Source organism: Micromonospora sp. DSM 45708, assembly GCF_039566955.1.
Classification (GTDB): Bacteria; Actinomycetota; Actinomycetes; order Mycobacteriales; family Micromonosporaceae; genus Micromonospora.
The window spans coordinates 1069729-1092326 of sequence record NZ_CP154796.1; the positions used below are offsets into that span (position 1 = coordinate 1069729).

The 22598-nt window shown below is 74.8% G+C and carries 21 protein-coding genes and 1 pseudogene; 11 read left to right on the forward strand and 11 right to left on the reverse strand.

The features are described 5' to 3' along the window. The first annotated feature begins 53 nt into the window (after nucleotides 1-53). Complete coding sequence (locus tag VKK44_RS05210) at nucleotides 54-659, forward strand: biliverdin-producing heme oxygenase (RefSeq protein ID WP_343445700.1); 606 nt, start codon at nucleotides 54-56, stop codon at nucleotides 657-659. Nucleotides 660-815: 156 nt separating this feature from the next. Here VKK44_RS05210 and VKK44_RS05215 read toward each other — a convergent pair. Next, a pseudogene (locus VKK44_RS05215) lies at nucleotides 816-935 on the reverse strand (ArsR family transcriptional regulator); the annotation flags it as partial. Nucleotides 936-975: 40 nt separating this feature from the next. Here VKK44_RS05215 and VKK44_RS05220 point away from each other — a divergent pair. After that, entirely contained in the window at nucleotides 976-1905 is a 930-nt protein-coding gene (locus VKK44_RS05220; RefSeq protein ID WP_343445701.1) for an LLM class F420-dependent oxidoreductase, read from the forward strand. Nucleotides 1906-2115: 210 nt separating this feature from the next. Here VKK44_RS05220 and VKK44_RS05225 read toward each other — a convergent pair whose 3' ends face one another. Continuing rightward, nucleotides 2116-2475 (reverse strand): hypothetical protein, encoded by a 360-nt coding sequence (locus tag VKK44_RS05225; protein WP_343445702.1) that lies wholly within the window; start codon nucleotides 2473-2475, stop codon nucleotides 2116-2118. Nucleotides 2476-2542: 67 nt separating this feature from the next. Between VKK44_RS05225 and VKK44_RS05230 the strand changes: the two genes are divergently transcribed. Then, nucleotides 2543-3769 carry an FAD-binding protein gene (locus VKK44_RS05230; protein ID WP_343445703.1) on the forward strand — a complete coding sequence of 409 codons (1227 nt, stop codon included), beginning with the start codon at nucleotides 2543-2545 and terminating at the stop codon, nucleotides 3767-3769. Nucleotides 3770-3774: 5 nt separating this feature from the next. Here the strand turns inward: VKK44_RS05230 and VKK44_RS05235 are convergent, their stop codons facing one another. Together VKK44_RS05235 and VKK44_RS05240 are read right to left on the reverse strand one after the other, a co-directional pair. Beyond that, nucleotides 3775-4914 carry a site-2 protease family protein gene (locus VKK44_RS05235; protein ID WP_343445704.1) on the reverse strand — a complete coding sequence of 380 codons (1140 nt, stop codon included), beginning with the start codon at nucleotides 4912-4914 and terminating at the stop codon, nucleotides 3775-3777. 33 nt (nucleotides 4915-4947) lie between these two features. Continuing rightward, a complete protein-coding gene (locus tag VKK44_RS05240; protein WP_343445705.1) occupies nucleotides 4948-5808 on the reverse strand; it encodes an alpha/beta hydrolase in 861 nt (286 codons plus the stop codon). Nucleotides 5809-5959: 151 nt separating this feature from the next. Here VKK44_RS05240 and VKK44_RS05245 point away from each other — a divergent pair, with 151 nt between their 5' ends. The 4 genes from VKK44_RS05245 to VKK44_RS05260 are packed head-to-tail and all read left to right on the forward strand — an operon-like array spanning nucleotide 5960 to nucleotide 9475. Beyond that, nucleotides 5960-6850 (forward strand): ABC transporter ATP-binding protein, encoded by an 891-nt coding sequence (locus VKK44_RS05245; RefSeq protein WP_343445706.1) that lies wholly within the window; start codon nucleotides 5960-5962, stop codon nucleotides 6848-6850. A gap of 23 nt (nucleotides 6851-6873) precedes the next feature. Beyond that, on the forward strand, nucleotides 6874-7680 hold the full coding sequence (locus VKK44_RS05250) for an ABC transporter permease (RefSeq protein WP_343445707.1): 807 nt from the start codon (nucleotides 6874-6876) through the stop codon (nucleotides 7678-7680). A gap of 29 nt (nucleotides 7681-7709) precedes the next feature. Then, a complete protein-coding gene (locus VKK44_RS05255) occupies nucleotides 7710-8858 on the forward strand; it encodes a sensor histidine kinase (protein WP_343445708.1) in 1149 nt (382 codons plus the stop codon). Next, nucleotides 8855-9475: a response regulator transcription factor gene (locus VKK44_RS05260; protein WP_343445709.1), complete on the forward strand. Its 621-nt coding sequence runs from the start codon at nucleotides 8855-8857 to the stop codon at nucleotides 9473-9475. Before VKK44_RS05255 ends, VKK44_RS05260 begins: the two co-directional genes overlap by 4 nt. 9 nt (nucleotides 9476-9484) lie before the next feature. Here VKK44_RS05260 and VKK44_RS05265 read toward each other — a convergent pair whose 3' ends face one another. After that, nucleotides 9485-10372: a L,D-transpeptidase gene (locus tag VKK44_RS05265; RefSeq protein ID WP_343445710.1), complete on the reverse strand. Its 888-nt coding sequence runs from the start codon at nucleotides 10370-10372 to the stop codon at nucleotides 9485-9487. A 79-nt stretch (nucleotides 10373-10451) separates the two neighbouring features. Next, the gene (locus VKK44_RS05270) at nucleotides 10452-11897 is read right to left on the reverse strand and encodes an alpha-amylase (protein ID WP_343445711.1); all 1446 of its coding nucleotides are present in this window, start codon (nucleotides 11895-11897) and stop codon (nucleotides 10452-10454) included. A 261-nt stretch (nucleotides 11898-12158) separates the two neighbouring features. Between VKK44_RS05270 and VKK44_RS05275 the strand changes: the two genes are divergently transcribed. Genes VKK44_RS05275 through VKK44_RS05290 form a run of 4 tightly spaced genes read left to right on the forward strand, consistent with a single transcriptional unit; the run spans nucleotide 12159 to nucleotide 16894 of the window. After that, the gene (locus VKK44_RS05275; RefSeq protein ID WP_343445712.1) at nucleotides 12159-13904 is read left to right on the forward strand and encodes a hypothetical protein; all 1746 of its coding nucleotides are present in this window, start codon (nucleotides 12159-12161) and stop codon (nucleotides 13902-13904) included. Continuing rightward, on the forward strand, nucleotides 13901-15367 hold the full coding sequence (locus VKK44_RS05280) for an NADH-ubiquinone oxidoreductase-F iron-sulfur binding region domain-containing protein (RefSeq protein WP_343445713.1): 1467 nt from the start codon (nucleotides 13901-13903) through the stop codon (nucleotides 15365-15367). Before VKK44_RS05275 ends, VKK44_RS05280 begins: the two co-directional genes overlap by 4 nt. A 22-nt stretch (nucleotides 15368-15389) precedes the next feature. Beyond that, nucleotides 15390-15974, forward strand: coding sequence for a TlpA family protein disulfide reductase (locus VKK44_RS05285; RefSeq protein ID WP_343445714.1), 585 nt, complete (start codon nucleotides 15390-15392; stop codon nucleotides 15972-15974). Further along, nucleotides 15971-16894, forward strand: a complete 924-nt coding sequence (locus VKK44_RS05290) for a cytochrome c biogenesis CcdA family protein (protein ID WP_343445715.1) — start codon at nucleotides 15971-15973, stop codon at nucleotides 16892-16894. The genes VKK44_RS05285 and VKK44_RS05290 overlap by 4 nt, the downstream gene beginning before the upstream one ends. On the opposite strand, the gene serS is transcribed toward VKK44_RS05290, so the two are convergent. The 5 genes from serS to VKK44_RS05315 all read right to left on the reverse strand — a co-directional run bounded on the left by serS (nucleotide 16878) and on the right by VKK44_RS05315 (nucleotide 22490). Next, on the reverse strand, nucleotides 16878-18164 hold the full coding sequence (serS, locus tag VKK44_RS05295) for a serine--tRNA ligase (protein WP_343445716.1): 1287 nt from the start codon (nucleotides 18162-18164) through the stop codon (nucleotides 16878-16880). The two genes, VKK44_RS05290 and serS, sit on opposite strands and share 17 nt — an antisense overlap. Nucleotides 18165-18582: 418 nt before the next feature. After that, complete coding sequence (locus tag VKK44_RS05300; RefSeq protein WP_343445717.1) at nucleotides 18583-19668, reverse strand: DNA polymerase III subunit beta family protein; 1086 nt, start codon at nucleotides 19666-19668, stop codon at nucleotides 18583-18585. A gap of 25 nt (nucleotides 19669-19693) precedes the next feature. Further along, nucleotides 19694-20875 carry a saccharopine dehydrogenase family protein gene (locus tag VKK44_RS05305; RefSeq protein ID WP_343445719.1) on the reverse strand — a complete coding sequence of 394 codons (1182 nt, stop codon included), beginning with the start codon at nucleotides 20873-20875 and terminating at the stop codon, nucleotides 19694-19696. Between the two features lie 29 nt (nucleotides 20876-20904). Further along, on the reverse strand, nucleotides 20905-22041 hold the full coding sequence (locus tag VKK44_RS05310; protein WP_343445720.1) for an alcohol dehydrogenase catalytic domain-containing protein: 1137 nt from the start codon (nucleotides 22039-22041) through the stop codon (nucleotides 20905-20907). Then, on the reverse strand, nucleotides 22038-22490 hold the full coding sequence (locus VKK44_RS05315; RefSeq protein WP_343445721.1) for a hypothetical protein: 453 nt from the start codon (nucleotides 22488-22490) through the stop codon (nucleotides 22038-22040). Before VKK44_RS05315 ends, VKK44_RS05310 begins: the two co-directional genes overlap by 4 nt. Nucleotides 22491-22598: the final 108 nt, after the last annotated feature.

A 22598-nucleotide genomic window follows, 5' to 3' on the forward strand; every position in this document is an offset into this window, starting at 1 on the left:
CGGATGGCCGGTGGACAGGTGCGCCGCCCGGCCCGAGTGGGCATACTCGCCGGATGTCCGATCAGCCCTCGCGTCCGGCGGCGGCGTCGCCGATGCTGGCCGCGCTGCGCGACGGCACCCGTGACCACCACGCCGCCGTGGAACGCCGGCTGGGCCTGCCCGACCGGATCCGCGCCCGAGGTGATCTCGCCGTCGCGCTGGCCGCGCTGCTCGCCGCCTGGTCACCGCTGGAGCGGGACCTCGCCGCCGCGGACTGGTCCGGGCTGCCGCTCGATCGCCGGCTGGGCGAGGCCGCCGCGTTGCTCCGGGCCGACCTGGCCGCCCTCGGCGTCGCCGTGGACCGGCCGGCCGCCGGGTCGGGTCTGGACTTCGGCACCACCGCCCGGGCCGTCGGCGGCCGGTACGTCCTGCTGGGCAGCGCGCTGGGTGGCCGGGTCATCGCGCCGGAGGTGGAGCGCCGGCTGGGCCTGCGCGAGGGGGAGGCGACCCGGTTCTTCCGCCGCAGCGGGGGCGCGCCGGGGCGCGACTGGCGGGACTTCCGCCGCGCGCTGGCCGGGCGGGAGTGGTCGGTCGCGGAGCGGCACGACGCCGCCGGGGCCGCACGGTCGACGTTCGACTTCGTCGGCGGGGCCGCGGCGGTCCGGCCGTCCGGGGCCTGAGTCTCAGGGGCGGTCCAGGCGTTCGGCGTACGCGTCGCGCAGCGCCGCCCAACCGAAGTCCTTCGCCTCCGCGCCGCGGATCGGGCCGGTCGATCTGGTGCCGCAACGTGAGCGTGGTGCCGGCGGTGGTCGGGGTCAGCTCCCAGCGCAGCAGGTGACCAGGCTGGCCTCGCGGAGCACCCGGAGGTGCTTGGAGACGGTCGGCTGGCTCATGCCCAGCGCGTCCACCAGGTCGCCGACGCTGCTCTCCGCCCGGCGCAGCCGGTCGAGGGTTATATGTCGCTGAAGGCATAGAGGCTGTCCCTATGCTCGGGGCATGGAACTGCGGATCTTCACCGAACCCCAGCAGGGGGCCAGCTACGACCAGTTGCTCGCCGTGGCGCGCCGCGCGGAGGAGACCGGCTTCGCCGCGTTCTTCCGCTCCGACCACTACCTGAAGATGGGCTCGGTGAGCGGCGATCCCGGTCCGACCGACGCCTGGACCACGCTCGCCGGCCTGGCCCGGGACACCACCCGGATCCGGCTCGGCACGCTGATGAGCGCCGCCACGTTCCGGCTGCCCGGCCCGCTCGCCATCACCGTGGCGCAGGTCGACCAGATGAGCGGCGGCCGGGTCGAGCTGGGCATCGGCGCCGGCTGGTACGCCGAGGAGCACGCCGCGTACGGCATCCCGTTCCCGCCGCTGGGCGAGCGGTTCGACCGGCTGGAGGAACAGCTCGCCGTCATCACCGGACTCTGGTCCACCCCGGCCGGTGCCACGTTCGACTTCCCCGGCACGTACTACCCGGTCACCGACTCGCCGGCGCTGCCCAAGCCGGTGCAGCGGCCCCGGCCGCCGGTCCTGCTCGGCGGGCGGGGCCCGAAGCGCACGCCCGGCCTGGCCGCCCGGTACGCCGACGAGTTCAACATGCCGTTCGCCTCGGTCGACGACACGACGGACCAGTTCCGGCGGGTGCGGGACGCCTGCGCCGAGATCGACCGGGACCCGGCCACGATGACCTGGTCCAACGCGCTGGTGCTCTGCTGCGGCCGGGACGACGCCGAGGTGGCCCGGCGTGCCGGGGCGATCGGCCGGGAGCCCGCCGAGCTGCGCGCGAACGGCGCCGCGGGCACGCCCGCCGAGGTGGTCGACACGCTCGGCCGGTACGCCGAGGCGGGCAGCACCCGGATCTACCTCCAGGTGCTCGACCTGGCCGACCTGGACCACCTGGAACTGGTCGCCGCCGAGGTGATGCCGCAGCTCTGAGCACGCACCCACCCGCCGCCCCGCCGCCCCGCCGGTCCGCCGGTGCTCGGCGGGGTCGAGCCGTGCTCCCGGTCGTCGGCCGCCGACGAAGAAGGTAGCTGTCGAACGCGTTATGCCTCCTGGTCATAATTATGACCAGGAGGCATAACGGTCTCAGCGAGACTGTCACCGACGGCTACTACGGACAGTGACGGTGGAGCGTGGCGGAGGTCAGCCCGCCGTCGCGCGCCGTACCGTGTCGAGCCGGCCGTCGCGGTCGCTGTCCAGGTACGTCAGGTCCGGGACGCCGTCGCCGTCCAGGTCGACCTGCACCATGTCGGCCACGCCGTCGCCGTCCAGGTCGGTGACCACCTCGACGGAGCCGTCCAGGTGCCGGGTCACGATCGACCGGCCCTCGCGTGGCGGCGGCCCCGGCCGGGGCACCGGGTCCGGCTCGGGTTCCGGCGTCGGCACCGGCCCGGTCAGGTCGGGGCCGGCCCCGGTCAGGTCGGGGCCGACGCCGGTCGGGTCGATCTCCTCCTCCGACGGATACACGTCGCCGCGGAGACTCGGGTCGCGGTAGCTGCTCATCCGCCCAGGATTCCCGCTGCGACCCCGGAGCAACCCTGCCCGCGCCGGATGGCGGATGATGCAGCGCATGACCGACACCAACTGGGCCGGCAACGTCCGCTGGTCGGCCCGGGCCCGGCAGCGGCCGACCTCCCTGGACGAGCTGCGCCGGCTGGTCGCCGGGGCGGACCGGATCCGGGCGGTCGGCACCGGCCACTCGTTCAACCGGCTCGGCGACACCACCGGCACCCGGCTCGCGCTCGGCGGCATGCCGCCCACCGTCGCGCTCGACCCCGACCGCGGCACCGTCACGGTCGCCGCCGGCCTGCGCTACGGCGACCTGGCCACCGCGCTGCACGCCCAGGGGTACGCGCTGGCCAACCTCGCCTCGCTGCCGCACATCTCGGTGGCCGGCTCGGTCGCCACCGCCACCCACGGCTCCGGCGTCGCCAACCGCAACCTGGCCGCCGCCGTCGCCGCGCTGGAACTCGTCACCGCCGACGGTGACCTGCTCACCGTCGACCGGACCGACAGCCGGTTCGCCGGGCTGGTGGTCAACCTCGGCGCGCTGGGCGTGGTCACCCGGCTCACGCTCGACGTGGTCCCCACGTTCACGGTCCGGCAGTACGTCCGGCTCGGCCTGCCCCGCGCCGCGCTCGACGAGGCGCTCGACGCCGCGTACAGCGTCAGCGTGTTCACCGGCTGGCGGTCGGCGCGCTTCGACCAGGTGTGGATCAAGCAGTACGCCGACCAGGCGCCGCCGCCGGCCGACTGGCTGGACACCGTGGCGGCCGAGACACCGCAGCACCCGGTGCCCGGCATGTCACCCGAGCACTGCACCGCCCAGTTCGGCGAGCCCGGCCCGTGGCACGAACGGCTGCCGCACTTCCGGCTCGGCTTCACCCCGAGCAGCGGCGACGAATTGCAGTCCGAGTGGCACGTGGCCCGCGCCGACGCGGCGGCGGCGCTCGCCGCGCTCGAACCGGTCGCCGAGCGGATCGCCGCCGTGCTCCAGGTCTGCGAGCTGCGTACGGTGGCCGCCGACGAGCTGTGGCTCAGCCCGAACCACCGGCGCGACACGCTGGCGCTGCACTTCACCTGGATCGGCGACCCGGTGGCGGTGGCGCCGGTGCTGGCCGAGGTGGAGCAGCGGCTCGCCCCGTTCGCGCCGCGCCCGCACTGGGGCAAGCTCTTCGACCGGGACCCGGCCGCCGCGTACCCCCGGCACGCCGACTTCGCCGCCCTGCTGCGCGAGTTCGACCCGGGCGGGAAGTTCCGCACCGCGGAGCTGGACCGCTACTTCCCCCGCGACTGACGCCCTCAGCGCCCGGCGGGCGTCGGCGGGCGCAGGCTGCCGCGTTGCACCGCGCGGCTGATGTCGCTGGGCGAGACGATCCCTACCAACTGGTCGTCGACCACCACCAGCGCCCGGCCGTCGGTGCACTCGTTGAGCCGGGGCAGCAGCTCGGTGAGCTGTTCCTCCGGGCGGGCGAGCACCAGCTCGTCGGCCCGGCAGGACACCTCGGCCAACGTGGTGGACGGGCGGCGGTCCGGCGTGATGCCGCGTACCCGATCGAGCGTGACCAGGCCGACCGGCCGCCCGTCGGCGGTCAGCGGCAACGCCGAGTGCCGGTACGCGAACAGGTAGTGGTCGACGAAGTCGGCCACGGTCAGGTCGCCGGACGCGGTCTGCGGCTGCGGCGTCATGACGTCGCCGACCCGGACGCCGCGCAGCGCGTCGCCGAGGCGGGCCTGCCGCTCCTCCTGCCCGGCCGCGCCGATCAGGAACCAGCCGATCAGTGCCAGCCAGAGCCCACCGAACCCGGCGCCGCTGAGGAATCGCCACAGCCCGAGGCCGATCAGCACGATGCCCAGCACCCGGCCGGCGCCGGCGGCCACCACCGAGGCCCGGGTCCGGTCGCCGGTGGCCTTCCACACCGCCGCCCGCAGCAACCGGCCACCGTCGAGCGGCGCGGCCGGCAGCACGTTGAAGAGCGCCAGCAGCACGTTGATGCCGGCCAGCCAGGACAGCGCGCCGAGCAGCAGCCCGTGCCCGCCGGCCACCGCGACGGCCACCGCGATCGCGCCGAACACCACGCCGATGATCAGGCTGACCAGCGGACCCACGCCGGCGATCCGCAGCTCGGCGCCGGGGTCCTTCGCCTCGCCCTTCAGCTCGGCGACGCCGCCGAAGAGCCAGAGCGTGATGCCGTCGACCTCGATGCCGTTGCGCTTGGCCACCACCGCGTGCGACACCTCGTGGGCGAGCAGGCCGAGGAAGAAGACCACCGCGGCGGCCAGGCCGGCCGCGACGTAGGCAATCGTGGAATGACCGGGGTACGAACGCGGGAACAGGCTGGCCGACAGCGTCCAGGCGATCAGCACGAAGATGACCAGGACACTCCAGTTGACGCCGACGGGTACGCCCGCGACCCGGCCGAGCCGGAAACTCGCCCTCATCGCTCCGTCATACCCACCTCATCCACCCCCACACTACCCGGCCCGGTTACGTCGGGGCGCTTCGCTGACCACGGTGGGGGAGAACTCGTTGGCCGCCTCGACCGCCCACTCCAGCGCGAAGTCGGCCTCCTCCTCCCAGCCCGGCTCGCCACCGACGAAATGCGACCGGCCGGGGAACTCCCGGTAGCCGGTGATCGCGGTGGAGCCGCGGTAGAGGTTGGCGAGACTGCTGGCCAGCGACGGCGGGATCACGTGGTCCTCGCCACCGGCGGTGATCAGCAGCGGCGCCCGGTCGCTGCGCTTCTTGTCGATCTCGGTGGCGGAGTCCGGGTCCAGGTTGGCGAACGAACCCTCGAACAGCACCTGCCCGGCGCCGGGTACGGCGTACCGCTGCCAGGCGGCGTCGGAGTCCGCCCGGGTGAGCGTGTTGCCGAAGGCGTACCGGAAGTCCTCGGCGGTGAACGGCACCGCGCGGTGCCGGTTGGCCGGGTTGTGCAGGATGGAGAACCCGGAGCGCAGCGTGCTCAGCGGCAGCTTGAGCACGCCCTTGACCGGCGCGGGGTGCACGCCGACGACGGCGGCGCCGAGCCGGCGGTCCAGCAGCAGTTGGGCGATCAGGCCGCCGAACGAGTGCCCCATGATGATCGGCGGCCGGGGCAGCTCCCGGATGATCGCCGCGTAGTGGTCGACGATGGTGGCGATCCGCTGGCCGGCGATCGGCGTGGGATCGACCCGCAGCGCCTCCACCTCCCGGTCCATGCCGGGCCAGGCCGGGGCGAGCACCCGGAAACCGCGCGCCGCGTAGCGGTCCGCCCAGCGCTCCCAGCTCCGCGACGTCATCCAGAGGCCGTGGATGAGCACGATCGTGTCGACGCGTCCGGTCGGTACGCCCATACCGCGGATTACCCGGCCCGGCGGCCCTCACTCCCCACCGGTTCCTTCGCCGCCGGCCCACCGGCACGACGTGGCACCCTGACAAATGTCATGACCGGAAGGTGACGGCCGCTCCCGGGACCCGGGGGCCGGGCGCCGGAGCATCATGGGCATGACCGACACCGCACCGGCCGTGGAACTGGCCGGACTCACCAAGACCTTCGGCCCGGTGACCGCCGTCGACGGGCTCAGCCTGCGGATCACCCCCGGTGAGGTGGTGGCCTTCCTCGGCCCCAACGGCGCCGGCAAGACCACCACGGTGGACATGCTGCTCGGGCTGGCCCGACCGGACGCCGGCACGGTCCGGCTCTTCGGCGGCAGCCCGACCGACGCCGTCCGGCACGGCCGGGTCGCCGCCGTGATGCAGACCGGCGGCCTGCTCAAGGACCTCACCGTCGCCGAGACGGTACGGATGACCGCGCACTTCTACGGTCACACCCGGCCGGTGGCCGAGGTGCTGGAGCGCGCCGGCATCGCCGGGATCGCCGACCGGGCGGTGGGCAGGTGCTCCGGCGGCCAGCAGCAGCGGCTGCGGTTCGCCCTGGCGTTGCTGCCCGACCCGGACCTGATGGTGCTGGACGAGCCGACCACCGGCATGGACGTCGAGGGCCGGCGCGACTTCTGGCAGGCGATCCGGGCCGACGCCCGCTCCGGCCGGACCGTCCTGTTCGCCACCCACTACCTGGACGAGGCCGACGCGTACGCGGACCGGATCGTGCTGGTCCGGGCCGGCCGGGTGGTCGCCGACGGCACCACCGCCGAGATCAAGAACCTGGCCGCCGGCCGGGTGGTGCGGGCCACCCTGCCCGACGCCGACCAGGCCGCGCTCGCCGCGCTGCCCGGCGTCCGCTCCGTCGAGGTACGCGGCGACGCGATCCTCGTGCACAGCGAGGACTCCGACGTCGTCGCCCGGCACCTGCTGACCCGGACCGAGGCCCGGGACCTGGAGATCACCTCGCGCAACCTCGAGGACGCGTTCCTCGCCCTGACCGCCGCCGCCTGACCGACCTGCCGGGAGCCCTCGCCATGACCGCCACGACCTCACCCGACACCACCACCGACACGCGCCGGGCCGACCGCCGGCCGCCCGCCCTCGGTGGCTTCTCCGCCGCCGTGCTCGCCATCGAGATCCGCCGGGTGCTGCGCAACCGCCGCACGCTGATGTTCATCCTGGTCATGCCGGCGGTGTTCTTCCTGCTGTTCGGGTTGCCCTCGCGCGGGGAGAAGCTCGACAACGGCCTGCCGGTCACCGGCTGGATCATGATCAGCCTGGCCGTGTACGCGGCCATGGTGGCCACCACCAGCGCCGGCGCCGCCGTCGCCACCGAACGCGCGTTGGGCTGGAGCCGGCAGTTGCGGCTGACCCCGCTGCGTCCGGCCGCGTACGTGGCGACGAAGGTGGCCACCGCGATGGTGCTCGGCCTGCTCGGCGTGCTCGTCGAGTTCGCCGTCGGCGCCGCCTCCGGGGTGCGGCTGCCGGCCCACGTGTGGCTGGAGTCCGGCCTGACCGCGTGGCTCGGCTCGCTGGTCTTCGCCGCGCTCGGCCTGTTCGTCGGCTACCTCGCCCCGGCCGAGAACGTCATGCAGTTCATGGGCCCGGCACTGGCCATCCTGGCCATGCTGGGCGGCCTGTTCGTTCCGCTCGATCTGCTGCCCGACGTGATGCGGCAGATCGCCACGTTCACCCCGGTGTACGGGGTCGGTCAGCTCGCTCGCGCGCCGCTGACCGGCACCGGGGTGGACTGGGCGGCGGTCGCCAACGTGGCCGCCTGGACCGCCTTCTTCGGTCTCGGCGCGGCCCGCCTGTTCCGCCGCGACACCACCCGGGTCTGACCGGGGCGGCGAGCACTAGCGTGGTGGGCGTGACGTCGCCGACCGTCCCGGCCCGGCCGGTGCACCGCCCCCACTGGCGGTTCACCGGCTGGCTGCTGGCGGCGGTCTGGCTGTTCTTCCTCAACATCCCGTTCGTCACCGCCCTGCACCAGCCGGAGCTGTGGCGGCGGCTGCTCGGAATCGCCTCGGTGATCGCGTTCGCCGTGGCGTACGTGCTGGTCTTCGAGTGGGGTCGGGCCCGCCGGCAGCGGCACCGCCCGATCCCGGTCGGCCGGGCCCGGCTGCTGATCGCGGTGCTGCTCGCGCTCGGCCTGGCCGGCATCCCGGGCACCGGCGGCGACTGGCTGACCACGCTGGTCTTCGTGGCCGCCGCCGCGGTGTTCCTGTTGCCGTCGGTGGAGGCGCTGGTCGTGGTGGTGCTGGCGGCGGTGACCCCGCCGGTGACGTCGCACCTGGTGCCCGGTTGGGAGGCGGAGAGCACTGTCGTCTTCGCCGTCGTGCTGGCCTCGTTCGCCATGTTCGGGGTGAGCCGGCTGGCCCAGCGCAACGGCGAACTCCAGGCCGCGCAGCAGGAGATTCGCCGGCTCGCGGTGGCCGAGGAACGCGCCCGCACCGCCCGGGACCTGCACGACATCCTCGGGCACTCGCTGACCGTGGTGGCGGTGAAGGCCGAGTTGGCCGGCCGGCTGTTGGAGCTGGACCCGGCGCGGGCGGCCGTCGAGATCGCCGACGTGGAGCGGCTGGCCCGGGAGGCGCTGGCCGACGTGCGGGGCACCGTCGGGGCGTACCGCGGGGTGGATCTGGCGTCCGAGGTGGCCGGTGCCCGTTCCGCGCTGGCCGCCGCGGGCATCGTCGCGGAGCTGCCGGAGTCGGTGCCGGAGCTGCCGGCGGACCGGGACGAGCTGTTCGGCTGGGCGGTCCGGGAAGGGGTGACGAACGTGGTGCGACACAGCGGCGCGCGACGCTGCGTGATCCGGGTGGACCCGGCGGGGGTGGAGGTCCGCGACGACGGCCGGGGACCGGCCGGCGAGTCGGCGGGCACCGGGCACGGGCTGGTCGGGCTGCGGGAGCGGGCGGCCCGGTTGGACGCCACCGTGACGGTGGCCCGGCCGCCCGGCGGGCGCGGGTTCCTGCTCCGGGTCACGGTGCCGGACCCCGACGGAAGGACACGTGGATGACCGCGCCGATCAGGCTGCTGCTCGCCGACGACCAGGCGCTGGTCCGGGGCGCGCTGGCCGCGCTGCTGTCGCTGGAGCCGGACCTGACCGTGGTGGCGGAGGTGAGCCGCGGTGACGAGGTGGTGCCGGAGGCGCTGCGTACCCACCCGGACGTGGCGCTGCTCGACGTGGAGATGCCCGGCCTGGACGGGGTGGCCGCCGCGGCGGCGCTGCGGGCGGCGCTGCCCGGCTGCCGGGTGCTGGTGGTGACCACGTTCGGCCGGCCCGGCTACCTGCGGCGGGCGATGGAGGCGGGCGCGAACGGCTTCGTGGTCAAGGACACCCCGGCCCGCCAGCTCGCCGACGCGGTCCGCCGGGTGCACGCCGGCCTGCGGGTGGTCGACCCGACGCTGGCCGCCGAGACGCTGGCCACCGGCGCGAGCCCGCTCACCGGGCGGGAGACCGAGGTGCTGCGGACGGCCCGGGGCGGCGGCACGGTGGCCGAGTTGGCGGCGATGCTGCACCTGTCCGAGGGCACCGTCCGCAACCATCTCTCGTCGGCCATCGGCAAGACCGGCGCCCGCAACCGCGCCGACGCGGTGCGCCTGGCCGAAGCCAACGGCTGGCTCCTCGGCTAGCCCGGCTGGCTAGGGGAGGCGGTCGACGACCACCAGGCCGGTGCCGGGGGCCAGCTCGGCGAGGAGTTGGCGTTGGGCGGCGCGGGTCAGCCGGATGCAGCCGTTGGTGACGTTCTCGCCGAGCGTGTCGTCGTTGTACCAGGTGTGCAGCCCGATGTGGGCGCCGCGCAGGCCGGTGGGCACCGCGTCCGGGTCGTCGGGGACCGCGCCGAGCGCGAAGATGTCGACGCCGCCGTAGACGTCCTGCGGCGGCGGGGTGCGGCCCAGGATGAACGTGCGCCCGAGCGGGGTGAGCTGTCCGGACATGCCGAGGCTGACCGGCCAGGTGTGGACCGCGTGCCCGTCCCGCAGCCAGGTGAGCCGGTGCGTGCGGCGTTCCACCACGAGCTGGTCGCGCAGCGCGACAGTGGTCCAGCCGCCGTCCGGCAGCCAGGCGATGGTGCGGTTCGCGGAGGGGAGCAGCACCGCGGTCCACCCGGTGCGGCGCTCGACGATCGGCACGGTCAGTGGGACGTCGTTGACCGTCGGCGCGAGGAAGGCCCGGGGACGGCCGCCGGGCGCGTCGTACGCGGGGATGTTCCGGTCCGGCCGCGCCCCCTCGCGGAGCTGCCGGGTGTCGGCCGGCGTCGGGTCGGCGGGGAAGCCGCGGGGTGCCGGGTCGTAGGTGACCACCGGCAGGTCGGCGGGCGCGGGCGCGGCGGGCGGCACGGACTCCACCGGCGACGGTCGCGGTGACGCCGGCCCGGTGGTGGCGGGTCCGGCGCCGACCGGCGTGGACGCCGGCGTGCCGGTGAGCGCGTGACCGACCAGCAGCGCGGTGGCCAACAGCAGCGGTACGCCGAGCGCGGCGAACAGCCAGCCGGGGATCCGCCGCCCGGTAATGTGGTCAAAGGGCACGAAACTGACTTTAACCGAGCCGAAGCCCCCGCGCCGGAAACTGCCGGCACGGGGGCTGCACGCAGGGGTGCGGGCGAGGTCAGCTCACCTTTGCTCCGATGTGGATGGCGATGGCGTCGTGCGCGTTGACGGTCGCGGCGAACCAGCCCGACGAGTCCACGGTGATCACCGGACCGCTGCACGACCCGTTGCTGAACGTGCCGTGGATGACGTCGCAGTAGCGACCGGCCGGCAGCCCGGTGTAGTAGGACCGCCCGCTCACCGCGGAGTCCTCGTCGTTGATCGTCAGGTAGCCCTTGCCGGCCCGGCTGAACGCGATGTGCTGGTAGCCGTTGTCGTACCAGTTGGCGACCGCGGCGCCCTCGGTGGCGTTGCGGAAGCCGACCATGTTGGCGATGACCGGCCAGCGGTGCTCGCACTCCCAGCCGGAGTAGCAGGTGGTGTTCGTGATCCGGTTGCTGCCGTCCGAGGGCGGGCCCTGGTCCTTGCCGCTGAACGTGAAGCTCGACATCACCGCCGGGGTGCCGTACGGCCAGGCCAGCATGAACGCGTTGGCCAGGGCGTACTCGCCGCGGTCGCGGTAGGTGAGCACGCCGCCGTCGCGCTGGGTGTCGTGGTTGTCGGTGAAGACCACCGCCGAGCCGCCCGGCAGGTAGCCCCAGGACTCGCCGAAGTTCTTCAGGTACGCCAGCCGCTCGTTGTTGAACATCCGGGCCAGGTCCTTGCCGTACCGGAACTCGTGCACGTCGCCGTTGCCGGTGTACTCGGTCGGCTGGATCGGCTCACCCGCGCCGTAGATGACCTCCTGCACCAGGTACGCCGAGCGGGACAGCTTCGCCTTGACCGCCGCGATGTCGGCGGCCGGCATGTGCTTGCTGCCGTCCAGCCGGAACCCGTCCACGCCGAGCGAGAGCAGGTCGTTGAGGTACGTGGCGAGCCAAGTGCGCACGTAGTCCGACTCGGTCTTCAGGTCGGCGAGGTTGACCAGCTCGCAGTTCTGCACCTCGTACCGGTCGTTGTAGTTGGCGATGTCGTTGTTGCCGTTGCGACCGCAGTAGTGGAAGTCCTGCGAGGAGTAGGTGCCCGGGTAGTCGTAGTGCCCGTAGGAGGTGCCGGCCCAGCCGGTCCCGCCGTTCTCCTGGCCGGACATGTGGTTGACCACGGCGTCGACGATCACCTTGACGCCGGCGTTGTGGCAGGTGTTCACCATGGACTGGAACTGGGCGCGGGTGCCCTTGCGGGACTCGATCCGGTAGCTGACCGGCTGGTAGGACACCCACCACGGGCTGCTGTTGACGTGCTCCTGCGGCGGGGACACCTGGACGTAGCCGTAGCCCTTCGGGCCGAGCGTGCTGGTGCACTCGCTCGCCACCGAGGTCCAGTTCCACTCGAAGAGCTGGACGATGACCTTCTTGCCGCCGGGCGTGGCGGCGGCGGCCGGGGGTGCCGCCACGGTGGTCGGAACGAGCAGGCTCGCGGCGAGGCCGAGGACGAGCGCCGCGGCGCGGCGTCGACGTCGATGCATCGGGACTCCTACGGGACGGGGGATGTGGGGGAGGGGAGTCTGGGAGGGCTCCAGTGCCGACTTCTTGCAGTCGGTGCTGAAATTTTCCGCAAGGTTACGAGCCTGTTGCAAGAGATGTCAACGCATGGGCATCTGTCGTTGCGTGCAGCGCTACACGCGCGTCCGACCGGGACGGTTCGAGGAACCGGTCGAGAAATTCGCCACCGGAGGTGATCCGTCCGGGCTGTCGCTCCGTACCTGAGGTGGGAGCAGGGTCGGCCGGTGGGGCGCCGCCGCGAGACGATCGAGGAGCAGATGGGCCGGGCACAGCAGAACGAAAAGGCGACGACCGTCCGGACCACCACCACCAGCCGTGGTGTCCGGACCATGTCGAAGTCCGCGATGGTGGCACTCACCGCCTCCGCGCTCGGCCTCGCCTGGGCGGGTGTGGAACTCGCCGGCGCCGGCGGCGTCATGTACTCGTACGGATTCTTCTTCACCGAGTTCTTCGCCGGGGTGGTCGCCCTGGTCTCGCTCAGCCTCACCGTGATGCTGGGGCTGCTCGCCACCGACCGGCTGGTGCTGCTCATCCGGCACCGGGTGCTGCTCCAGTCCGCGCACCGCGCCACCGGCGTGCTCGGCGTGGCCGGGCTGGTCTTCCACGTGATCACCAAGATCGCGATCGGCCGGGCCGGGCCGACCGACGCGGTGGTGCCGTTCATCGGCGGCAGCGGCCTCTACGTCGGGCTGGGCACCGTCGCCGCGCTGCTCATGGTGGGCGTGCTCTGGACCGGGCTGATCCGGGTCCGGTTCGCCGGCGTCGGTCCCAAGTGGTTCTGGCGCGCGCTGCACTCGATGGCGTACGTCTCCTGGCCGTTCGCGCTGTTCCACGGCCTCAACGCCGGCCGGACCGCGAAGAGTTGGGTGGTGTTCAGCTACCTCGCCTGCGTGCTGCTCGTGGTGATGGCGCTGCTGGTGCGCCTCTCCGTCCACCTCGGCAAGCGCAGCCGCGAGCAGCACCAGGCCGCCGCGCTGAACAAGGCGATGGCCGGCAAGGGCGAGGAGCGTACCGGCGTGTTCGCGGCGCTGGCCCGCAAGAAGACCACGGCCAAGGAGGAGAACGCCGCCGGCCGGGGCCGGGGCGGTCGCTGGGCCGAGACCACCGCCACCTGGACCGCGCCCGCCGGCACCGCCCGGCAGCGGGACCCCGAGCGGTTCGCCGTACCGGTGGTGCCGGAGCCCGGATCGCTGCGGGAGCCGGTCCGCGCCGCCGCCGCCCGACGGCGCGTCGAGGAGCCGGCCGAGCCGGCGCGGCGCGCCCGCACGCAGGAGGTCCCGGCCGAGCGGCGGTCCGCCCGACGCCGGGACCCGGAGCGGGTGACCAGCCGGGCCCGCGACGACGAGCGCGAGCCGCTGCGCCGCAGCCGCGACGAGGAACTGGAGCCGGTCGCCGGCCGGCGCGACGGGGAACGGTCCCGCCGACGTCGCCGGGACGCCGAGGAGCGGGTCAGCCGCCGGTCCCGGATCGACGAGGAGGTCGCCGCGCAGTACTCCGCGCCGCCGGACAGCGGCGGTCGGCACTCCGCCCCGCCGGACACCGGTGGCCGGCACTCCGCCCCGCCGGACAGCGGCCGGTACGCCAGCCCCGCCGAAGTGGCCCGCTACTCGGCCCCGCCGCGCCCGGCCGACGAGGCCGAGGAGCCGTGGGACAGCCCCCGCCGCTGGGCGGCCGAGCCGATCTCGGCCGGCCCGATCTCCGGCACCCCGATCTCGGCGGAGCCGCGCAGCGGAACCGGTCGGCGCCACCGGGACGAGGAGGACGTGCCGGAGGAGCCGGACTACTGGCGCCCGCCGGCCCGCTACACCGCCGACGACGCGTTCGTCGACGACACGCCCACGCTCGTCGACCTCGCCTCCCGCCGGGCGCTGCGGGCCACCAGGGACAGCCGCTCCAGCCGCCGCCGCAAGGCCGACGTGGACGCGGTCGACGGGGCGTACTGGGCCGGGCTGCGGGGTGAGGCCCGGTGAAGCGGACGGCCGTCCCCCCGGTCGCCTGCGTCGGGGAGCCCCGCCTCACCGCCGGGTTCGCCGAGTTCGGCCGGCTCGACCTGCTCGCCCACGAGGAGGTGCACGGCCCGATCGGCCCGATGGAGCCGGCCGCGCTGCTCCGGCTCGCCGAGGCGATCGACCTCAAGGGCAAGGGCGGGGCCGGCTTCCCGTTCGCCCGCAAGCTGCGCGCGGTGCTGGAGTCCGCCGAACGGCAGGACCTCGCCGCCGTGGTGGTGGTCAACGCCACCGAGGGCGAACCGGCGAGCTGGAAGGACAAGGTGCTGCTCACCCGGGCCCCGCACCTCGTCCTGGACGGCGCCGCGCTCGCCGCGTTCGCGCTCGACGCCGAGGAGATCGTGATCGGGGTGGCCGACGACGACGTGGGCCGCCCCTCGCTGACCGAGGCGTTGCAGGAACGGCGGATGCCGGTGCCGACCACCATCGTGACCGTGCCGCACCGGTTCATCTCCGGTGAGGGCGGCGCGCTGGTCAACGGCATCAACGGGCTGCCGCACATCCCGCCCGGCACCAAGAAGCGGTCCAGCGACTCCGGCGTCAACGGGCTGCCCACCCTGCTCTCCAACGCCGAGACGTACGCCCAGCTCGCCGTCGCCGCCCGGATCGGCCCGTACGAGTACGCGGCGCTCGGCACCGACGACGAGCCGGGCACCGTGCTGCTCACCGTCACCGGGTCGGCGAAGCGGCCGGCCGTGGTCGAGTGCGCCGCCGGCACCCCGCTGCGCGAGATCCTCGACCTGTGCGAGGTGCCCCCCGGGCCGGGCATCCTGATGGGCGGCTACCACGGCAAATGGATCACCGCCGAGGCGGCGGAGCGGGCCGAGGTCTCCCGCAAGGGGCTCGCCGCGGTCGGCGGCACGCTCGGCGCCGGCATCGTCGTGCCGCTCGGCACCGACACCTGTCCGCTCGGCGAGGCCGCCCAGGTGGTCCGCTACCTGGCCGGCGAGTCCGCCGGACAGTGCGGCCCGTGCAAGATGGGCCTGCCCGACCTGGCCCGCTCCGTCGACCTCGCGGTCTCCGGCAGCGCGCCGATCGAGCTGGTCCGGGCGGCGGCCGGCGACGTGAAGGGACGTGGCGCGTGCAGCCACCCGGACGGCACCGCCCGGTTCGCGTTGTCCGCCATGGAGGTGTTCGCCGACGACCTGCGGCTGCACGCCACCGGGGAGGGCTGCGGCAAACGGGTCAAGGGCACCATGGGCCTGCCCGGCGCGCCCGACGGCAACCCGCAGAAACTCACCCTGGACTGGTCCCGCTGCGACGGGCACGGGCTCTGCGCGCACGTGGTGCCGGACTTCATCCGGCTCGACGGCAACGGGTACCCGGCCTTCCCGCCCACCCCGGTGCCGACCTGGCTGCGCGAGGGCGCGCTCAAGGCGGTCAAGGTCTGCCCCGAACTCGCGCTCCGGCTGGTCAAGGCCGAGTAGCCGTCCCGCCCAGGAGGCGCCGATGCCACCCCGTACCGTCCACCGTCTCGGCGCCGCCGCCGTGCTGGCCGCCACGCTCGTCGGCACGGCGGCCTGCGCGGTCGGCCCCGAACGGGCCACGCCGGCCGGCGCGGCGCCCGCCGTGTCCACCGCCGCCCCGACCGCGTCCGCCGGTGCGCCGTCCGCGTCGCCGGCCCGGGTGCCGACGACGCTGGCGTTCACCGCGAGGACACTCGACGGTACGGCGTTCTCCGCCGCCGCCCTCGCCGGGCGGCCGGTCGTGCTCTGGTTCTGGGCGCCCTGGTGCGCCACCTGCGCCAGCCAGGCGTGGACCGTCGCCGAGATCGCCCCGACCTACCGGGACACCGTGCCCATCGTCGGCGTCGCCGGCCTCGGCCAGCAGCAGGCCATGAAGGACTTCGTCACCGAGTTCGACCTGGCCGGCACGCCGCAGCTCGACGACCGCGCCGGCACGCTGTGGCGCCGGTTCAAGGTGGCCGAGCAGAGCACGTTCGTCATCGTCGACCGGGACGGCAGGGTGGTCCACCAGGGCTTCCTCGACGGTGAGGCACTGACCCGGCAGGTCGAGACGCTGGCCCGGGGATGACCGGCGCGCTGCTGCTCGCGGTGACCGCCGGCATGCTCGGCGCGGTGAACCCGTGCGGCTTCGCGATGCTGCCCGCGTACCTGTCGTTGCTGGTGGCCGGCCCCGGCGACGGGCGCGGCGCGGTCGGCCGCGCGCTCACCGCGACGGCCGGGCTGACGCTCGGGTACGTGCTGGTCTTCGGCGCGTTCGGGCTGGCCGTCGCGCCGGCGGCGGACTGGCTGCGCCCCCGGCTGCCCTGGCTGACCGTGACGCTCGGCGTGCTGCTGGCCCTGGCCGGCCTGTGGCTGCTCGCCGGCCGGCGGTTGCCCACGCCCCGCCCGCTGCGCACCGCGCCCCGGCTCACCCGCACCTGGCCGTCCATGGCGCTGTTCGGCGCCGCGTACGCGCTCACGTCGCTGACCTGCGCGATCGCGCCGTTCCTGGCGATCGTGGTGACCAGCCTGCGGGCCGGCTCGCCGCTGCGCGGGCTGGCGCTGTTCGGCGCGTACGCGCTCGGGATGGCGCTGGTGGTCGGCGTGGCCGCGCTCGCCGTGGCGCTGCTGCGCGGGCGGGTGGTGGCCGGGCTGCGCGGCGCGGGCGCGTGGGTGTCCCGGTCGAGCGGCCTGGTGCTGCTGGTCGCCGGCGGCTACGTCGCCTGGTACGGCTGGTACGAGGTGCGGCTGGCCCGGGGCCGCCACGACGCGTTCGGCGACCCGGTGGTGACAGCCGCCGCCCGCGTGCAGCAGACCCTGGTCCGCACCCTCGACACCGCCGGCCCCGCCCTGCTCGCCGCCCTCTCCCTCACCCTGCTCGCCGCAGGGTTGCTGGTAAGGCGGGGCCCCCTGTTAACGCCTCCGGTAGAGGCGGGGGCCCCGCTTGACAGCGCGGCCCCCGCGAGCAGCGACGCCGCAGCGCGGAAGGCGGTCAGCGAGTCGGGGTGAGGCGGTCGGTGCCGAGCTTGTCGCGCAGCACCTCGGGGACCACGACCGAGCCGTCGGGCTGCTGGCACTGCTCCAGGATGGCCGGGAACAGCCGGCTGGTGGCCAGCGCCGACCCGTTGAGCGTGTGCACGAAGCGGGTCTGCTTGCCGCCCGGCTCCCGGTAGCGGATGGCCGCGCGGCGGGCCTGGTAGTCGCCGGCCCAGGAGACCGACGACACCTCCTTGTACTTGCCGGTGCTCGGCATCCACACCTCGATGTCGAGCGTCTTCTTCATCGAGGCGCTGGCGTCGCCGGCGGCGAGCAGGCTGGTCTGGAAGTGTAGGCCGAGCTGCTCGACCAGCCCCTCGACGTGACCCACCATCGCCTGGAGCGCGGCGTCGGCCTGCTCCGGCAGCGTGAACTGGAAGATCTCCACCTTGTTGAACTGGTGGCCGCGCACCGTGCCGCGCTCGTCGGAGTGCGAGCCGGCCGCCTCGCGCCGGTAGCACGGCGTGTAGGCGAACGCCTTCAGCGGCAGCCTGCCCGTCTCCAGGATCTCGTCCTGGTAGGCGCCGAGGATCGCCGTCTCCGAGGTGGGCAGCAGGAACTGGCCGCGCGGGGCGGACTGCCGGTCCAGGTGGTAGACGTCGTCGTAGAACTTGGGGAACTGCCCGGCGGCGAAGCCGGCGGTGTCCAGCAGCAGGTGCGGCGGCAGCAGGAACTCGTAGCCGGCCTCGATGTTGCGCTCGACCAGCCAGTTGAGAAGCGCCCACTCCAGCCGGGCACCCAGGCCGGTGTACATCCAGAAGCCGGAGCCGCCCAGCTTCACGCCCCGCTCGTGGTCGACCAGACCCAGCGCGCGGCTCAGCTCCACGTGGTCGCGCACCTGCTCGATGGCCGGCGCCTCGCCGAACGTCCGCACCACCCGGTTGGCCTCCTTGCCACCGGCGACCACGTCGTCGGCGGGCAGGTTGGGCAGCTCGCTCATCGCCGAGCGCAGTCGGGACTGCACGTCGTCGAGCTGGGACTCCAGCTCCGCGAGCTGCTTGCGCTCGGCCTCCGGCGCGGCCGGCTGCGGCGTGGCGCCGGAGCGCTTCGCCTCCGCGTACGCGCGCGCCTCGGCCTTGCGGCGCTGCCGCTCGGCGTCGATCTCCGTGATCAGGGCGCGCCGCTCCTGGTCGAGCCGCTGGATGTCGTCAAGCGCCCGGGTGACCTCGGCGGGATCCAGACGCTTCGCCAGCGCGGTCGCCACCGCCTCGCGATCCTTCCGGATCAACTCCATGTCGAGCATGCTGCTCGTACGCCTCCGTCCAGGCCGTCAGGTGGGACGCACCGATGCTACCGTCGCGGCCCCGCCGGCCCGGGCCGGGCTCTCCGGCCCGGACCCGGTCGGCTTGTCCGGCGTGACGCAACGTGGTTGGGACGCTGGGGCGCTGTTTGTTGCGCTGAGTGACGGTTGCTGGTGGTCCCTTTCGCGCCGCTGCCTCGTGGGATCGCGCTGAGCTGGTCAATCGCATCAGCGGGTGATCCGGCGGGCATGCCCCGGTCGCGCCTTTGCTCTGCAGCCACCGACGCAGCGGTGACACTCCGTCGCGTGCTGCGCGGACGGCTGCAGAGCAAAGGCGGCTGCGGGCCACCAGCGGCCCCGCCCCAATGTGACGGAACGTGATCGAAATGTGTCCGGCCGTGGACCGCGCGCACCGCCGGGGTCAGAGGCGGACCGGCATGAGGATGGAGAACACGTCGGCGTCGTCGGCCCGGCGCACCGCCAGCGGGGTGATCGGGCCGTCCAGCTCCAGCACGAGCTGGCTGCCACCGGCGTCCAGCGCGTCGAGCAGGTACTCCCGGTTCAACCCGACCCGCAGCCCGCCGTCCCCGACGGCAGCCGGATCGACCAGCCGCAGCTCGCCGTCGCGGTCCAGGCCGAGCGCGACCACCGGATGCGCGACGCCGCCGTGCGTCCGGTGGCACACCCGCACGTCGTCGGCGGTGAGCGCCGCGCGCAGCGCCGCGCCGTCCACCGGGATCCGGTACGCGGGCGCGGCACCGAGCTGCGCGCCCAGCAGCCGGCGGTGGTCCGGGAAGTCGTACGGCAGCCCGGCGGTGGCCAGCGTGCGCCCGGCGACCGAGAACGTGACCTGGTCCGCGGTGACGACCACCTCCGCGGTCGCCCCGTCGTGGTCGAGCAGCGCCCGCAGCTCGTCGGCCGCCGCCACCGGCACCAGCGCGCGTACCGGCGGGCCGTCGACGGTGGCGCCGACCCGGGCCACCGCCAGCCGGTGCCGGTCGGTGGCGACCAGGTGTACGCCAGCCGCCTCGACGTCCAGCAGCACGCCGGACAGGACCGGCAGCTCCGGGTCGGCGCCGACGGCGAACCGTACGGCGTCCACGGCGGCGGCGAGGTCGGTGCGGGACAGCACGAGTCGGGTGGTCACGATGGTCTCCTCCGGGTCGATCAGGCTACGGATCCGGGAGAGTTCGCGACGCGCGTCGGCCAGGCCGTCCTCCAGCCGACGCAGGTGCGCGTCCAGCAGGCGGTGCACCTCGGCCGGGTGACGCCGGTGCCTCAGCGCCTCGGCGATGCCGGCCAGCGGCATACCCACCCGGCGCAGACCGGCCACCAGGCGGGCCGGGCCCACCTGGTCGTCGGCGTACCAGCGGTAGCCGGTCACCGGGTCCACCCGGGCCGGCGCCAGCACGCCGGAGCGGTCGTAGAACCGCAGCGCGCTGACCGACAACCCACTGGCCCGGGCCAGCTCACCGATGCTGCGAAGCTCGCTCTCCACGCCGGTCATCCTGTGCCCTGCACCAGGTGGAGGGTCAACGTCCCGCCGACAGCGTGCGGAACGTGATGCCGGCGCGCACCAGGCGGTCCAGCAGCGCGTCGCCCATCGCGGCCACCGGGGTTAGCTGTCCGGCGGTCTCCGGCAGCTCGTCGAAGGCCAGACAGAGCGCCGACTCGGCGAGCATCTTGGCGGTCTCGTCGTAGCCGGGGTCGCCGCCGGCCACCTCGGTCACCACCCGCCGGCCGTCGCCGGTGCCCACGAACCGCACCCGGAACCAGGACCTCGCCCGCTGCGCGGCGCTCGGCCCCTGACCGGAGGCGAGCCGGCCGAGCAGCCAGCGCCGGGTCGGCGGCAGCTTCACCAGCCCGACCACACCGGCCAGGCCCACGCCGGCGACCAGCACGGTGGGCAGCCGCTTCAGCGCGGCGAAGTGCCGGTACCGGAAGTCCGGGCCGTACTCGGGGCGGGCCGCCGCCGACCGGCGGACGATCTGCGGGTCGATGGTGGGCAGCGGCACCGCCCACTGGCCGAACTCGCGGACCCGCCCGACCCGGCCGGGCACCGCCCGCACCCGCCGCCCCTCCGGCCGCGGCTCGACCGCCCGCCGGGCCTTCGCCGCCCGGCTCGTCTCGCCGGTGCGGGAGAACGCGGTCAGCGCCGAGTGGTACGTCCCGGCGGAGAACCGCCCGCCGGCCCGCACGTAGCCGTCCACCGTGACCGGCCCGTCCGTGGGGAGCTGCTTGACGGTGTACCAGACGCCGAGGTCGTGCGGGATCGAGTCGAAGCCGCACGCGTGCACCAGACGCGCCCCGGTGCGCACCGCCTCGGCGTGGTGCCGCACGTACATCAGGTCGACGAACTCCGGCTCCCCGGTGATGTCCAGGTAGTCGGTGCCGGCGGCGGCGCACGCGGCCACCAGCGGCTCGCCGTGGTGCACGTACGGGCCGACGGTGGAGGCCACCACCCGGGCGCTGTCCGCCACCGCGCGCACCGACGCCGCATCGGTGACGTCGGCGGTGAGCAGGGGCAGCTCGGCCAGGCCGCTGTCGATGGCGGCCAGCCGGTCGCGGACGGCGGCCAGCTTGGCCGGGTTGCGGCCGGCGAGTGCCCAGCGCAGCCGGTCCGGCGCGTGCCGGGCCAGGTACTCGGCGGTGAGGCCGCCGGTGAAGCCGGTGGCGCCGAACAGGACGAGGTCGTACGCGCGGTCTGCGGGCATCCGCCGAGTGTGCCACCCGGCGGCCGGACTCACGGCGTGAAGACCGCCCGGACGCAGCCGTCCGCCCGGTCCCGGAACAGGGCGTACCCCTCGGCGGCCCGGTCCAGCGGCAGCCGGTGGGTGGCGAGGTGCTCGGTCACCAGCTCGTCCCGCGCCATCCGGTCCAGCAGTGCCGGGATGGCGGCCGAGCCGGCCCGGGCGCCGCCGCGCACGGCCAGCCCCTTCTCGGTCACCGCGCCGAGCGGGAACCGGTCCACGAACGTCGTCCCGCCGGTGAGCACCACCACCGTGCCGCCCTTGCGGCAGGCGTGCACCGCCTCGCGCAGCGCCACCCCGGCGTCCGGTTCGGCGGCCGGCCACCGCGCCGGACCGGCCGGCGTACCGGCCGCGTCCACGCACACGTCCGGCCCCCGGCCGCCGCTGCGTTCCCGCAGCTCGGCGAGGACGTCGACGGACCGGTGGTCGAGCGGCTCGGCACCGGTGTGCCGGGCGGCCATCCGCAGCCGGTCGTCGTGCTCGTCGACCACGAGCACCCGGGCCGCGCCGCGGGCCACGGCCGCCGCCGCGGTGAGCTGTCCCACCGCGCCCGCGCCCCAGATCGCCACCACGTCACCCGGGGCGACACCGCCCAGCTCGACCCCGTGCCAGCCGGCCGGCGCGGCGTCCGCGGCGAAGACCGCCCGGTCGTCGTCGACCCCGTCCGGCACGGCGAACGCGCCCACGTCGGCGTACGGCACCCGGACGAACTCGGCGTGGCCGCCGGCGAAGCCACCGAGGCGGGCCGGCCGGCCGTAGCACCCGGCGGCCGGTGGTCCCCACCCCGGCTCCGCGGCCACGTCGCTGGTCCCGTTGTCGCAGCAGGCCAGCAGCCCCTGCCGGCAGAACCAGCAGGCCCCGCAGGCGATCGCCGCGCCGACCACCACCCGGTCCGCGACCCGGTGCCGGCGTACCTCCGGACCGACCTCGACCACCTCGCCGACGAACTCCTGGCCGAGCACCTCACCGGTGGCCGCCTCGGGCACCCGCCCGGCCAGCAGCGGCAGGTCGCCGCCGCAGGTGGCGCTGCGCCGCACCCGGACGATCATGTCGTGGGCGTTGCGCAGCTCCGGGTCGGGGACCTGGCGCACCGCGAGCGCGTCGGCGCCCTCCCAGCACAGGGCCCTCACCCGGCCGCCGCCGATCCGCGTCGCCGGGGCCGGCGGGCTGCCGGACGGTCCAACGGCGAACGGTCCGCCCGCAGCACCTCCCCGGTCTCCAGGAGCTGCCGGGTCTGTCGGAGCACCTGCCGCAGGTACCGGCCCGGGTCGTCGCCGACCAGGTGCGCGGCGAACCCGGCCAGCGCCGGTGTCCCGCCCAGCGGGCGTACCGCCAGCTCGGTGCCGCGCCCGCCGGGCGCCGGGCGGGCCCAGACCTCCACCGCGCCGTCGAGCCGGCGCAGCGGCTCGGGCCACCGCCCGTCCGGGAGCACCTGCTCGGGCCGCCCGGTCACGGTCACCACCTGCCAGCGCGCGGGCCGGGGATCGGTCGCGGTCCGTGGTCGCCGTCGGCGTACGAGCGCCCGTGCGCCGGCCGTCAGGGCGCGTACGCCGTCGGCCAGCCGTCCGGTCCGGGTCACCTGCCCTCCCCGAGGTCGCGGGTCACCGGGCGGCCGGCGGTGCGCGGCCGGCCGCCCGCGTGTCCCCAGCGTGGCGGCGACCGGGGTGACGCGGGTTCGCCCGGAAGG